At 68.8% G+C, this 13,777-nt stretch carries 9 protein-coding genes; 5 read left to right on the top strand and 4 right to left on the bottom strand.

Features of this window, described 5'->3' with window-relative positions; translation table 11 throughout:
- Nucleotides 1–251 precede the first annotated feature (251 nt).
- From bamB to H609_RS0101090, 3 genes are read left to right on the top strand one after another with little or no spacing between them, the layout of a single operon-like run.
- Nucleotides 252–1,412, top strand: a complete 1,161-nt coding sequence (gene bamB / locus H609_RS0101100) for an outer membrane protein assembly factor BamB (RefSeq protein ID WP_028484100.1) — start codon at nucleotides 252–254, stop codon at nucleotides 1,410–1,412.
- A 49-nt stretch (nucleotides 1,413–1,461) separates the two neighbouring features.
- The gene (der, locus tag H609_RS0101095) at nucleotides 1,462–2,922 is read left to right on the top strand and encodes a ribosome biogenesis GTPase Der (RefSeq protein ID WP_028484099.1); all 1,461 of its coding nucleotides are present in this window, start codon (nucleotides 1,462–1,464) and stop codon (nucleotides 2,920–2,922) included.
- Between the two features lie 7 nt (nucleotides 2,923–2,929).
- Nucleotides 2,930–4,120, top strand: a complete 1,191-nt coding sequence (locus tag H609_RS0101090; RefSeq protein WP_028484098.1) for an aminotransferase class I/II-fold pyridoxal phosphate-dependent enzyme — start codon at nucleotides 2,930–2,932, stop codon at nucleotides 4,118–4,120.
- Between the two features lie 16 nt (nucleotides 4,121–4,136).
- On the opposite strand, the gene H609_RS0101085 is transcribed toward H609_RS0101090, so the two are convergent.
- Together H609_RS0101085 and H609_RS0101080 are read right to left on the bottom strand one after the other, a co-directional pair.
- Nucleotides 4,137–5,528 carry a sodium-dependent transporter gene (locus tag H609_RS0101085; protein ID WP_028484097.1) on the bottom strand — a complete coding sequence of 464 codons (1,392 nt, stop codon included), beginning with the start codon at nucleotides 5,526–5,528 and terminating at the stop codon, nucleotides 4,137–4,139.
- 15 nt (nucleotides 5,529–5,543) lie between these two features.
- Nucleotides 5,544–7,181: an alpha-D-glucose phosphate-specific phosphoglucomutase gene (locus H609_RS0101080; protein ID WP_028484096.1), complete on the bottom strand. Its 1,638-nt coding sequence runs from the start codon at nucleotides 7,179–7,181 to the stop codon at nucleotides 5,544–5,546.
- Between the two features lie 114 nt (nucleotides 7,182–7,295).
- Here H609_RS0101080 and H609_RS0101075 point away from each other — a divergent pair, with 114 nt between their 5' ends.
- The gene (locus H609_RS0101075) at nucleotides 7,296–7,778 is read left to right on the top strand and encodes a DUF1249 domain-containing protein (RefSeq protein ID WP_018866811.1); all 483 of its coding nucleotides are present in this window, start codon (nucleotides 7,296–7,298) and stop codon (nucleotides 7,776–7,778) included.
- Between the two features lie 26 nt (nucleotides 7,779–7,804).
- On the opposite strand, the gene H609_RS0101070 is transcribed toward H609_RS0101075, so the two are convergent.
- Both H609_RS0101070 and H609_RS0101065 read right to left on the bottom strand, forming a co-directional pair.
- The gene (locus tag H609_RS0101070) at nucleotides 7,805–9,946 is read right to left on the bottom strand and encodes an EAL domain-containing protein (RefSeq protein WP_028484095.1); all 2,142 of its coding nucleotides are present in this window, start codon (nucleotides 9,944–9,946) and stop codon (nucleotides 7,805–7,807) included.
- 15 nt (nucleotides 9,947–9,961) lie between these two features.
- Nucleotides 9,962–12,094, bottom strand: coding sequence for an HDOD domain-containing protein (locus H609_RS0101065; RefSeq protein ID WP_028484094.1), 2,133 nt, complete (start codon nucleotides 12,092–12,094; stop codon nucleotides 9,962–9,964).
- 231 nt (nucleotides 12,095–12,325) lie between these two features.
- Here H609_RS0101065 and H609_RS0101060 point away from each other — a divergent pair, with 231 nt between their 5' ends.
- Nucleotides 12,326–13,774: a P-loop NTPase gene (locus H609_RS0101060; protein WP_028484093.1), complete on the top strand. Its 1,449-nt coding sequence runs from the start codon at nucleotides 12,326–12,328 to the stop codon at nucleotides 13,772–13,774.
- Nucleotides 13,775–13,777: the final 3 nt, after the last annotated feature.

The following is a 13,777-nucleotide window of genomic DNA, read 5'->3' as shown; positions in this document are numbered from 1 at the left end:
GCTGCGCGCGTGGGAGAACGGCCCCTTTTTCCGCTCTCTCTCGTTACATAGTGCCCACTATGCGCCTCGAGAGACCGAAAAAATGGACTCGCTCTCCCGCCACGCTCGCGACGATCGCCCGAATCCGCCAGATTCCTGGGCCGCCCGTCGTTCGCGCGCACCCGCGACACGAACGCGAGTGTGTACATAAACCCTTGTTTCCCGAGAGGATCTGTCGCCCGATGTCAGTGCCTTACCTTGCAAGTCCGGCCATGCGTCTGCTGATTGCCGGCGCCCTGATCCTGTCCCTCAGCGCCTGCGGGCTGTGGCAGCGTGATACCACCGAGCCCCCGGCCGAACTGCCGGAGTTCGAGGCGGAGGGACAGCCGGAACGGCTGTGGTCGCGCTCGGTGGGCAGCGGCGGCGAGCGTTTCCTGTGGCAGGTCTACCCGGGGATCACCGACGAGCTTGTGGTGATGACCGACGCCGGCGGACGTGTCTCCGGGCTGAATCCGGAGAGTGGCAGCCAGCGCTGGCAGGTGCGCCTGGACGACGCCCGAGTCTCGGCCGGTGTCGGAGTTGGCGAAGACCTCGCGGTGGTCGGGACCCTGGACGGCTATGCGATCGGCGTGGACCTGGAAGGGGGCGGGGAACGCTGGCGCGCCGCGCTGTCCAGCGAGGTGCTGGCCGTCTCGGACGTCGCTGGCGGGCTGGTGGTCGTGCGCACCAATGACGGCCGCCTGCATGCGCTGGACGCCGCCTCGGGCGCGACCCAGTGGACCGCGCTGCGGACCACGCCCTCGCTGAGCCTGCGCGGCGCCCAGCGCCCGCAGATCACCTCCGGACGCGTGCTGGCCGGTTTCGACAACGGGCGCCTGCTGATGCTGGGGCTTAATCGCGGCAATGTCCTGTGGGAGACCACGCTGGGCATCCCCAGTGGTCGCACCGAGGTCGAGCGCATGGTGGACGTGGACGGCCATATCCCGCTGTATCGCGGTGCGGCCATTGCCGCGAGCTATCAGGGCCGTCTGGCCGCGCTGGATCTGAATTCCGGCGAGCTCTTCTGGACCCGCGATTTCTCGTCCTACCAGGGCGCGGACGTGGACACCGACTCCGACGTGCTGGTGGTGACCGATGCCGAGAGCCACGTGTGGGGCCTGCAGCCGCGCAGTGGCGGCGACCTGTGGCAGATGGACGGGCTGCGCCTGCGCGGGGTCACGGCGCCGGTCGTGGTGGGACCGCATGCGATCGTCGGCGATTACGAGGGCTACCTGCACTGGATCGATCTCGAGGATGGGCGCATCGTCGCGCGGCTGCGCGCGAGCTCGGGTTCCGTGGTGACCCGCCCGACGCTGGTCAACGGGACGCTGTACGTGGTGACCGACAACGGGCAACTGACCGCGGTGAACCCCGCGATCCGGGGCGCCGAGTGAGCCCGCTTAGGCCAGCCGCCTCTGGGTACCGCGGGGGTCGGGAACACCGATGATCCCGGTGATCGCGCTGGTCGGGCGCCCCAACGTCGGGAAGTCCACCCTGTTCAATCAGCTCACGCGCTCGCGTGATGCCCTGGTGGCCGATGTCGCGGGGCTCACGCGGGATCGCCAGTACGGCATCGGCAAGGTGGGCGACTTCCCCTACCTGGTGGTGGACACCGGCGGGCTGTCGGGCGAGGGCGCGGAAATGGACCGCGCGATGGCCGAGCAGACCCGGCGCGCGGTGGCCGAGGCCGATCACGTGCTGTTCCTGGTGGACGCCCGCGATGGCCTGACGCCGCAGGACCAGGTCATCGCCGACCAGCTGCGGGCGGCCGGCGTGAAGGCCCGGGTGGTGGTGAACAAGACCGACGGTCTGGACGCCGACTCGGTCAGCGCCGAGTTCTACGCGCTGGGCCTGGGCTCGATCACGGCCATCGCGGCCGCCCACGGGCGGGGCGTGCAGGGCCTGATGCAGGGAGTGCGCAAGGACGTGGCGGCGGCGCGCCGCGCGGCGCTGGAGGCCGGAGGCGATGAGGCCAGTGAAGCGGCGTCCAGCGACGGGCTCGACGAGGCCTCGCAGCAGGCGGCCCTGGACGACTGGCCGGGCATCCGCGTGGCGATTGTCGGGCGGCCCAATGTCGGCAAGTCCACCCTGGTCAACCGCATCCTTGGTGACGAGCGCGTGGTGGCCACCGATGTCGCCGGGACCACCCGCGACAGCATCTTCGTACCCTTCGAGCGTGACGGCACCGACTACACCCTGATCGATACCGCCGGTGTGCGGCGCCGGGCGCGGGTGCACGAGGTGATCGAGAAATTCAGCGTGATCAAGACGCTGCAGGCCATCGAGGCCGCCCACGTGGTGATCCTGGTGGTCGATGCCCAGTCCGGGCTGTCGGACCAGGATTCGCACCTGCTGGGCATGGTGATCGAGGCAGGGCGCGCGCTGGTGCTGGCGGTCAACAAGTGGGACGGCATGGAGGACCATGCGCGCGAGCGCATCCGGGACGAGCTGGACCGCCGCCTGGGCTTTGTCGACTTCGCCCGCATGCGCCTGATCTCCGCGTTGCACGGCACCAATGTCGGGCACCTGCTGGATGATGTGCGCGAGGCGCATGCCAGCGCCTTTCGCAAGGTCTCCACGCCGGAACTCACGCGCCTGCTCGAGGCCGCGGTGGCGGAGCATGCGCCGCCCATGGTCAGCGGTCGCCGGATCAAGCTGCGCTACGCCCATCAGGGCGGGCAGAATCCGCCGGTGATCGTGGTCCACGGCAACCAGACCGATTCTCTGCCGGGCAGCTACAAGCGCTACCTGGAAAACTTCTTCCGCAAGCACCTCAAGCTGGTCGGGACGCCCCTGCGCCTGGAGTTCCGGTCCGGTCGCAATCCGTATGCCGGCCGGCGCAACAAGCTGACTCCGCGGCAGCAGCAAAAGCGCAAGCGCCTGATGCGGCACGTGCGCCGCTGAGTCCAGGATGACCTCGGCGCCTCTCGCCAGCCCGGCCCATGACCCGGACCTGTCGGCATTCGCCAGGGTGGTCGAGCCGTTCCGCGTGATGGACATCCTCGCCCGGGCCCAGGAGGCCGAGCGCAACGGGCGCGATATCATCCATCTGGAGGTCGGGGAGCCGGATTTCCCGACGCCGCCTCCGGTGATTGCCGCCGGTCGTGCGGCGCTGGCCGCCGGGGATACGCGCTACACCCCCGCCCACGGGACCCGCGCGCTGCGCGAGGCACTGGCCGCCGACTACCGTCGGCGCCACGGTGCCGATGTGGATCCCGAGCGGATCGTGATCACGGCGGGCGCATCGGCGGCGATCCTGCTGGCCCTGGCGGCCGGGGTGAATCCGGGCGAGGAGGTCCTGCTTCCGGACCCGGGCTACGCCTGCAACCGGCAGTTCGTCGCCGCGCGTGGCGCGCTGCCCGTGGGCCTGCCGGTGCACGCCGAGGATGCCTTCCAGCCGACGCCCGAGGCCATCGCCGGGGCATGGCACGCGAACACCCGGGCGGTGCTGCTGGGTTCCCCGGCGAACCCGACCGGGACCTGCCTGTCGCGCGAACGCCTGACCGCGATCGTCGAGGTCGTGCGCGAGCGCGGCGGGCTGGTGATCATGGACGAGATCTACGCCCAGATCGTCTTTGACCGCCCCGAGCCCAGTGCCGCGGCTGGCTTCCCGGACGTGGTGGTGATCAATTCCTTCTCCAAGTACTTCGCGATGACCGGCTGGCGCCTGGGCTGGATGGTGGTGCCCGAGACCTGGGTGGACCCGGTGCGTCGCCTGGCGCAGAACCTGTTCGTGGCCCCGGCCACGATGGCCCAGACGGCGGCACTGGAGGCCTTCACCCCGGCGACCGAGGCCCTGCTGCAGACGCAGGTGCGCGAGCTCGAACAGCGGCGCGACGTGCTCCTGGACGCGCTGCCGGGGCTCGGGCTCGAGGTCCAGGCGCGTCCGGAAGGGGCGTTCTACATCTATGCCGACTGTACCGCCCACGGACCGGACTCCGAGGCGCTTTGCGCACGCATTCTCGACCAGGCCGGCGTGGCCCTGACGCCAGGTACGGATTTCAGCCCGACTCGGGGGCGGGACTATCTGCGGATCGCCTATACCCAGTCGGAGACCCGACTGCGCGAGGCCGTGGAGAGACTGCAGACCCTGCTGGGTTAGTTACCCCAGTATTTCCCTAAAGGCGGGGCAGGTGGCTGCCGAAGGACGAGAACTGCCAGAACAGCAGCAGGAGTGCGGCGGGGGCCACGAAACGCAGGGTCCAGCGCCAGGTGGCCAGGACAAGCGGCCGGTGCGGCAGCTCCTGCGCCGCGATGTGCGCCGGGACCACCCAGCCTGCGAACACCGCGATCATCAGCCCGGAAAGGGGCAGCAGGATATTGATCGAGGTGTGTTCCAGCAGGTGGTAAAGCGTTGGCAGTTCGCGCCCAAGTAGCGTGATATCGATTTGCGCCCATTCCGCCCCGCTGAAGGAAAAAATGGTGATCAGGCTGCACGCCCCGATGCTCAGCGTGGCCGTAAGGGACGCCCACCAGTGCCCAAGCCCGAAACGTTCGTGGAGCAGGTGCACGAAGACCTGAACGCCGGTGATCATCGTGCCGAAGGCGGCAAGGCCCAGCATGACGAAGAACAGCACGGTCAGGAGCGCGCCGGCCGTGATCGCGCTGAGCGCCAGTGGCAGGGCTTCGAACATCAGAGCGGGGCCGGCCGTGGGATCGAGATCGAAGGCGAATACAACGGGAAAGATCGCGAGCCCCGCGGTCAGGGCAATCAGGGTGTCCGCGATTGCGATGCCGGCGGCGGTGCCGCCGATCGAGATCTCCTGTGGCAGGTAGGCCCCGAACATCATCAGCACGCCGGCCGCGAGGGTCATGGTAAAGAAGGCATGGCCGACGGCGATCAGCAGGCTGCGCGGCTCCAGCGCCGCGAAATCGGGCCAAAACATGAAGGCGGCCGCGCTGCGGACGTCGCCGATCCACAGGCCGCTGGCCATTGCCAGCAACAACAGCGCGAACAGAAGGGGCATCAGGACGCTGACGCTGCGTTCCAGGCCGCCGCGCAGCCCCAGGCCGAGGATCAGAAAGGTGGCACCGATCCCGAAGGCCGTCCACGACAGCATTCCGCTGGCCGAGGTGGTGGTGGCCACGAAGACCGCCCGTACCTGTTCGCCATCGGCCTGGGAAAAGGCCCCGGCCGCCGCCTGCGGGATGTAGGAAAACACCCACCCCGCCACCACCACATAAAAGCCCATGATCACGAATGACGCTAGGATCCCGATCCAGCCAACCATCTGCCAGCCATCGTGCGCCCGACTCTCGCGGGCTACGGCCAGCGCCGCATAGCCCGGTGACCGGCGCCCGCGCCGGCCGATCATGACCTCGGCCATCATGACCGGGATACCGATTACGGCAATCGCCGCGAGGTAGACCAGCAGGAACGCACCCCCGCCGTTCTCGCCCAGGATATAGGGGAACTTCCAGATGTTGCCCAGGCCGACGGCCGAGGCAGTGGCGGCCAGCACGAAGGCATAGGCGTGCCGCCAGCGGATGCGGGTGGCGGTGATATCCATGCCGCGCGGGCCCGGTCAGGTGATGACGTCGGGTTTCTCGCGGCGGGTCAGGCCGGGGATGTCGCCGAGCCGGGAGGCGGCCTCGATCAGCGGACGCAGCAGTTCCTGCGGGTCGGCATCGAGGTGTTCCGGATGGGTCTCGTGCTGCTCGATGTACAGGCGCAGCGTGGCGCCCTCGGTGCCGGTGCCGGACAGCCGGAAGACGATGCGGGCACCGCTCTCGAACAGCACGCGCAGGCCCTGGTGCTCGGTCAGGCTGTTGTCCACCGGGTCGCGGTAGGCGAAGTCGTCCGCGCGCGCCACGCGCATGCCGGCCAGGGATTGCCCCGGCAGCACCGAGAGCTGTTCGCGGATGCGTGCCATCACCTGTTCGGCGCGGTCGCTCTCCACGGCCTCGTAGTCGTGCCGGGTGTAGTAATGGCGTCCGTACTGGCGCCAGTGATCGCGCACGATCTCCTCCACCGACTGGCGCCGGGCCGCCAGCAGGTTGAGCCAGAACAGCACGGCCCACAGGCCGTCCTTTTCGCGCACGTGGTCGGAACTGGTGCCGAAACTTTCCTCGCCGCACAGCCGGATGCGTCCGTCGTCCAGCAGGTTGCCGAAGAATTTCCAGCCGGTCGGGGTCTCGAAGCAGGGGAGGTCCAGCTTTTTGGCGACCACGTCTACGGCCTGACTGGTAGGCATGCTGCGCGCCACGCCCTTCAGGCCGTCGGCAAATGCCGGGATGTGGTGGGCGTTGGCCGCCATGATCGCGAGGCTGTCCGAGGGCGTGACGAAGAAATGCCGGCCGAGGATCATATTGCGGTCGCCGTCACCGTCCGAGGCGGCGCCAAAATCCGGGGCATCGCGGCCGTACAGGGCCTCGCGCAGCTCCCGCGCGTGCGACAGGTTCGGGTCCGGGTGGCGGCCCCCAAAGTCGGCCAGCGGCTCGGCGCGCAGGATGGTCTCGGCCGGGGCCCCCAGGCGGTTGACCAGGATCTCCTCGGCATACGGGCCGGTCACGGCATGCATGGCATCGAAGCGCATGCGGAAGTGATCGGAGCGCAGGAGTTCGCCGATGCGCTCGAAGTCGAACAGGGTGGCCATGTAATCGGCATAGGTCCCGACCGGATCGACCACCTCGACGGCCATGTCGCCCAGCTGTCCGGCGTGCAGGTGATCGATGTCCACGTGCTCGGTGCCATTGGCGATGCGGTAGTGCTGGATGCGGGTGCTCTGCTCGAAGATGGCGTCGGTCACCGAGGGCGGAGCGGGGCCGCCGTTGGCGGTGTTGAGCTTGACCCCGAAATCGCCCTCCGGGCCTCCCGGGTTGTGCGAGGCAGACAGGATCAGGGCGCCCGTCGCCCCGCGCGAGCGGATGAGGTGCGATGCGGCCGGGGTCGACAGGAGGCCGGCGTGCCCCACGGCGACCTTCTTCACACCGTTGGCCAGGGCCATGCGCAGGATCAGCTGGATCGCCTCGCGGTTGTGGAAGCGCCCGTCGCCACCCAGGAGCAGTTCGCCGTCCTTCAGGTCGGGACAGGCGTCGAAGATGCTCTGGATGTAGTTCTCGAGGTAGTGCGGCTGGCGGAACTGGCGGACGCGCTTCCGCAGGCCGGAGGTGCCGGGCTTCTGGTCGGAAAAGGGCCGGGTGGTGACGACGCTTATGTCCATGGGGTCGCGGATCCTTGTTGGTCGATTCGAAGGTACCAAAAACCCCGGGGGGTGTCCCGCCTGGCACTACTGGCGCTCGCGGCGAAGCCGCCCTGGCCTGTTAGACTGCGCGACATGTTGCTGGAGCGTCAGACCCCGTCCCACCTGGAACCCAGGCCCGAGAGCTTCGCGGCACTGATGGAGATGTACGAGGAGAACTACCTCGCGCTGCGCCGTCTGTGTCCCGAACTCGAGCGGCAGCCGGTGCGTTCGGTCTCGCGGGTGGCGGGCGCGCTGGATCTGTACCTGGAGGTGCTGGAGCGCACCCGCTATACCACCACGCTGCACCTCACCTACCGGTTCGATCATCAGGGTGAACGCCGCGAGCAGCCAGACATGCGCGTGCGCCTGTTCCATGACGCGCGCCAGGCCGAGGTGCTGGAGCTGCACTGCCGGACCATCGGGGACGGTGCCGTCCCGGAGATGCTGAGCGGCCACCCGGGCCTGGTCTGTCGCTGGCGGCACAACCGGTTCCTGTACAAGTGGCTGCGCTACTGCCTGCGCCAGGGGCACCGCTTCCTGGCGGATACCGAGTCGCAGGTGGCCGCGGTCGAGTAGGTCGAGCAGGCGGTCGTGGTCGCGGCCTACTGACAGGCTACGGGCCGGGGCGCGATCGCGTCGTTCTCCAGCAGGCGGTGCAGCGGGGCGGGCTGACCGAACAGGAAGCCCTGCATCATCGGACACTCCAGCTTGCGCAGGTAATCGCGGTGGGCGTCGGTCTCCACCCCCTCGGCCACGATATTCATGTTCAGGCCGCGCGCCATGGAGATGATCGCGTTGACGATGCAGGCCTCGTCCTCGCGGCAGATGGTCTGCGTGAAGCTGCGATCGATCTTGAGGGTATGGATCGGCAGCTTCTGAAGGTAGCTGAGGGACGAGTAGCCGGTGCCGAAGTCGTCCACCGCGATCTGCACGCCGGCGGCCCCCAGCCGGTTCAGTTTGTGCACCGTGTCCGGGGTGTCGCTCATCAGCAGGTTCTCGGTGATCTCCACCTCCAGCAGATCGGGCGGGAAGCCGGCCTCGCCCAGGATGCCCAGGAAGTCCTCGACGAAATCGTCGCGCTCCACCAGTACGGGGGAGAGGTTCACGGCCAAATGTAGTTCCGGATAGCCCGACTGCATGTGCTGCTGCACCTCGCGAATGGCGGTGCGCAGGGTCAGGCGGTCGAGATCCACGATCAGGCGGGTGTCCTCGGCGACCGGGATGAACTCGGCCGGGCCCAGCAGCCCCAGTTGCGGGTGGTCCCAGCGAATCAGCGCCTCGACGCCGACCATTTGCCCGGTTTCCGTGTCGACCTGAGGCTGATAGAGGATATGGAACTCGTCGCGCTCCAGGGCACGGCGCATGTCCTGTTCCAGCTGCAGCCGGCGCGGGGGGTGGCCGCCCATGTCCGGGCTGTACACGCGCACCCCGGTCTTGCCGGTACTCTTTTCGCGGTACATCGCGATGTCCGCGTTCTTGATCAGGGCCTCGAGGTTGTCGCCGGCATCCGGGTAGATTGCGATGCCGATGCTGGCGCCGACGAACAGTTCGTGGTCGCCGATCTGGAACGGGGCCTGCAGGCTCTCCAGGATCTTCTCGGCGACCTGGATCGCGGCCTCGCTGCTGGCCAGGCCCGGGATCAGCAGGGTGAACTCGTCGCCGCCGAAGCGCGACAGCGTGTCCCCCTTGCGGATGCAGCCCTGCAGGCGCTGCGCCACGCCCTGCAGCAGGCGGTCGCCGACCGTGTGCCCGAGCGAGTCGTTGATCACCTTGAAGCGGTTCAGGTCGATAAACAGCACGGCCAGTTGCGTGCCGGAGCGATGGGCGTGGGAAATAGCCACATCCACGCGGTCGCGGAACAGTGCGCGGTTGGGCAGGCGAGTGAGCAGGTCGTGGTAGGCCTGGAAGTTGATGAAGGCCTCGGATTCCTTGCGCTCGGTGATGTCGCGGGCGGTGCCGTAGGTCAGCGCCTCATGCCGGCCCTCGGCGTTTTCGTCCCCGGCCCCGTTGGGCCACACCGCGACCTCGAAGAAGTGCCGGGTGTGGGACGGGCGCGCCGGTTTCAGGGCGAGTTCGACGGAGCGGATATGGGCCTGGCGGCGGGTGGCCTGTTCGAAAAAATACGCGGCCTTGTCGCGGTCCTCGGGTTCGACCAGGTCCAGGATGGAGGACTCGAGCAGGTCCTGACGGGCATAGCCCAGCAGTTCGTGGACGCGCGAGTTCACGAAACGGAAGCGGTGTTCCGCATCCAGCACGAACACGATGTCGGGCGAGTTGTTCACGATCATGCGGTGCAGGCGCTCGGATTTCTCCAGGCGCGCGCGCATGGCGCGGTTGGCGTCTTCCAGCGCCTTGTGCTGCAGCGCGTTGCGTACGGTCGCCAGAAGTTCGGCCGGTTCGTAGGGTTTTTTCAGATAGTCGTGCGCGCCCTCGCGCAGGGCCCCGGCGACGTCCTCCACGGTGCTGTTGCCACTCACCACCACGGTCAGGGTTTCCAGGCCGGCGGCCTGCATGAAGCGCAGGACATCGAGACCGTCGAGTTCCGGCATGGCGAGATCGAGCAGCAGCAGGTCATAGTGCTTTTCGCGCAGGGCCTCGATGGCGGCGCCGCCACCCGGGGCGGTGCGTACGGGATAGCCTTCCAAACTCAGCAGGCCCCGCAGGCTTTCGAGCAGGCCGGGATCGTCATCGGCGATCAGGATGCGGACGGACTGCGGGTCGATCGGCGTGTCGCGGTCGGTCATCAAGGCCTCAGGGCGTCATGATTGCGTCATCCCTGATGCGTCCGCTGTCCCCTGTGTGACCAGGGGCAGGGTGATTTCGAAGCGCGTCCCGGCGCTTGTGCTGGTGAAGGTGAAGCCCGCACCGATCTCCTCGGTCAGGCGCTTGACGATGCTGAGCCCGAGGCCGGCATGGCCCGGCCCCTTGCTGGACGCCACCGGCGCGAACGCGGCGGCCTGGACCGCCGGTGGCAGGCCGGGTCCCTTGTCGGTGACCGACAAGGGGACCACGCGGCGGCCATTGACCGTGGTCGGGGCGCGGGTGGCGATACTGATCTCACCACCGTTCTCCTGCGCCTCTGCGGCGTTCTTCAGCAGGTTCGTCAGGATCTGGCGCAGGTGATCCGCCGACACGGACAGCGGCGGGTCCGAGGGGCTGAGGTCCAGATGGAGCTGGATGCCCCGGGTCCGGCACAGGGATCCGTCGACGATGTCCGCGACCTGGCGCACCAGTGCGTTCAGCGAGCCCGGTCCGGTCTCTCCGGTCGCGGCGGCCTCCGGATCGCGCAGGCGCAGCAGGATGCGCCCGACCCGGTCGATCTCGTCCTTGATGAGGCCCAGCTCGTGGCGGGCCTCGTGCTCCGCACCCAGCTTGTGGTGCAGCACGCCCAGGTAGTTCTGGATGATGCTGAGCGGGTTGCCGGCCTCGTGCACGGTCTCGCGGATGCGCTGTTCGGTAGCGTCCGTGTCTCGGGGCTCGGGGCGGGGCTGCGTCAGGGCGCGCGCGATCTCGCGGGTCAGGGAGCGGATGAAGTCGCTGCGGGGTTCCAGGCCCTCCGCCTGGCCGTGCGTCAGCCCGAGGATCAGCACGCCGGCGGGCTGCTGGCCCTCGGCCAGCAGCGGAAAGCTCCACAGGCGTTCCGCCTCGCACAGGCGGAACAGCTGCTGGTCGATCACCGGGAGGCCGGCGGCGTTTTCCTCCTCGTGACGCAGGATCTCGCGGTCCAGCAGGGTGTCGGTGACCAGGCTGCGCCCGGGCAGCAGCGGCAGGGTGAAATCGGGTGTCTCGTCATCCTCTACCCAGGCGGAGACCGACTGCTGGTCGTCGTCGACCAGAAACAGCAGGCTCTGGCTCACGCCCAGGGTCAAAAACAGGGTGCGCCGCGCGGCCAGGCAGCGGTCCTGCAGGCGGGTCGCGCGGGCCATCTCCGCGTTGATCCGTTCCAGTTCGGTGAGGTCCCGGACCCGTGCCCCAAGGGCGCGTTCGGCTGCCCGGTCGTTCGATTCCGGCCCGTCCTGCGTCTCTGGACCCGGCGCGGGGGCGTCGAGATCGATCTCCAGCGAGCCGGCGATGCGCCGGACATCTTCGGCCACCCGTTCGCGCAGGGCCCGTGCCAGACCCTCGTTCAGGCCGAACAGCGTGTCGGCGGCGGCCAGCGCCGTTTCGTTGCAGGTGGCCTCGGTGCTGGCCGCGAGGGTGGCCGGAAGGCAGGCCATGGCATGTGCCAGGTTCACCAGCTTCACCAGGTGGTGGGCATCACGCACGCGTTCGGCCGGCTCCAGGTGGTAGCGCACGGCATCGGCCACGAAAGGGCCGAGGCCCCAGGTCTCCAGGCAGTCGCCGCCCAGCTCGCCGTAGTGGCACCCGAAGCTGTTGCGTTCCAGGGCCACCAGGTGCGGGTCATCCTCCGCCGCCTGCAGCAGGGGCCAGTAGTGGCCCTCGTCTCCGGCAAGCCGGATCAGGCGGCCGATGTCGATCAGCAACCCGGCCAGGTAGGCCTCTTCCGGGCGGGGGTAGCGGGTCAGGGTCGCGAGGACCTGGGCGAGGCTGGCGGTGGTCAGGGCGCGGCGCCAGATTACGCGGAGGTAGCCGCGATGCCGGGGTGCGAACTCGCCGAACAGCTGCTGGATCGCCGCGGTGAGGGCCAGACTGCGCACCGTGTCCAGGCCCAGGCTGAACAGGGCGCGGTCGATGGTGCGGCAGGGGGAGCCACGGTAGTAGAAGGGGGAGTTGGCGGCCTGCAGCAGGCGGCCGGACATCCCGGCATCCTGCAGGATGGCGCGGGCGAGGGACTGGAAATCGGCTTCATCTGCCTGGGTGGCATCAAGAACGGGGATCAGCGCCTGGGGCAGGCTGGGTAATGCGTCCGTTGCCGTGTTGACCCTCGCCATGCTGTTCCCCGGAGACGCTGTAGCCGACCCGCCGTCTCAGTTGCCCGAACCGCGAACCCGGTGTTGGCACCGTGTGGCGCCTGCGCGCCGGGCCGCTCTTGATAACCGACTATACTGTGCGGTATTCGGACACGCTACCGGACGGGGTAGACCGGCCGTGAGTTCGCCGTCATCCTTTACCGATCAGGGTTTCCTTAATCCATGCCGATGAGTGCCATGCAGGGAGCCGCAATGTCCGATCGCAGTGCCTCGGCGGATTCCCGATCCGCAGCGGTGGCGCGGCCACGGGTCCTGGCCGTGGCCAGTGGCAAGGGTGGCGTGGGCAAGTCCAGCCTCGCGGTGAACCTCGGGATTACCCTGGCGCGCCGGGGGCGGCGGGTGTGCATCCTCGACGGCGACACCGGGCTGGCCAACGTCAACATCCTGCTGGGGCTGCGTCCGCAACGGGGGCTGCCCGAGGTGCTGGCCGGGGAATGCGGCATCGAGGAGATCCTCCTGGAAGGGCCCCATGGCCTGCGGATCATCCCGGGCGCCAGTGGCATCCGCGAGTACGCCGAGCTCTCCGAGGCCCACCAGCAGCGCCTGGTCACGGAGCTGGCGCGCATCGAATCGGATTTCGACGACCTGTTGCTGGACACCGCCGCCGGCATCGGCGACACCACGCTGGACTTCCTCGCGGCCAGCCATCAGGTCCTGCTGGTGCTCACCCCGGAGCCGACCTCCCTGACGGACGCCTTCTCCCTGCTGAAACTCGCCTTGCGCCGGCAGGCGCTGGATGTACGGGTGGTCGTCAACATGGTCGCGGACGTTGCCGAGGCGCGCAGCGTGTTCCAGCGCTTCGGCAACGCGGTGGAAAAATACCTGCATACGCGGGTCGATTTCCTGGGTTTCGTCCAGCGCGACGAGAGTCTGCGTACGGCGGTCACCCTGCAGCACCCGGTCGCGCTGTTTGCCGAGGGCGATCCGTCGTTCCGCCCGTTTCAGCGCCTGGCCAACGCGCTGGACGACGACCCGCCGCAGGGGCCCGACGCGGCCTTCAGCCGCTTCTGGCGCGGGCGGCTCGAGGGGTCTCCACCCGCTCCCCGATCCACTGCCGGTTCCGCCGGGGATCACGGATTCGAAGCCACGGCCCCGCCGGCAACGGCGGTCCAGGAAGCTGTGGATTCCCCGGCCGGCGAGACGCCCCCGCCGGAGGTGGATGCCGACCAGGGCCTGGCCCCGTTACGCCGGGCCTTCGAGAACGCGCTGGAGGTGGCGGACCCGGAAGCCCTGGCCGAGGTCCTGAACACCCTGCACGAGCAGTACCGGGCGCGCACCGGGCGACCGGCCATCAAGGGGGTTGAGCCTTCGGTCGATGCGCCGCCGGAAGGGGCGGCCAGCCCCGAGGTTGCGGAGGATGTCGCGCTGGGTGAGGCGCTGGGCCCCGCCGATCCGCCGAGGCCGGCGGCCCCTGCGGAGCGGGATGCCGTTCCGGCTGCCGATACGCGGACGTCCGACCCGCCACCGGACTTCGGCTGGCGTGCTGCGGACCCGGACCCGGGTATCCCGGGGCGGCAGCGGACATCCCGTGCCCCGGGCTTTGATCACGAGCGGTTCGGATCCCAGGAAGCGCTGCTTGCGCGGCTACGCGAACTGGAGGGCCGGGACGTAGACCTGGCGGCGTTTCTGCGCCGCCTGTGAAGG

The organism is Thioalkalivibrio sp. ALE17, from assembly GCF_000425605.1.
Classification (GTDB): domain Bacteria; phylum Pseudomonadota; class Gammaproteobacteria; order Ectothiorhodospirales; family Ectothiorhodospiraceae; genus Thioalkalivibrio.
This window is presented reverse-complemented; position numbering and strand designations above follow the sequence as displayed.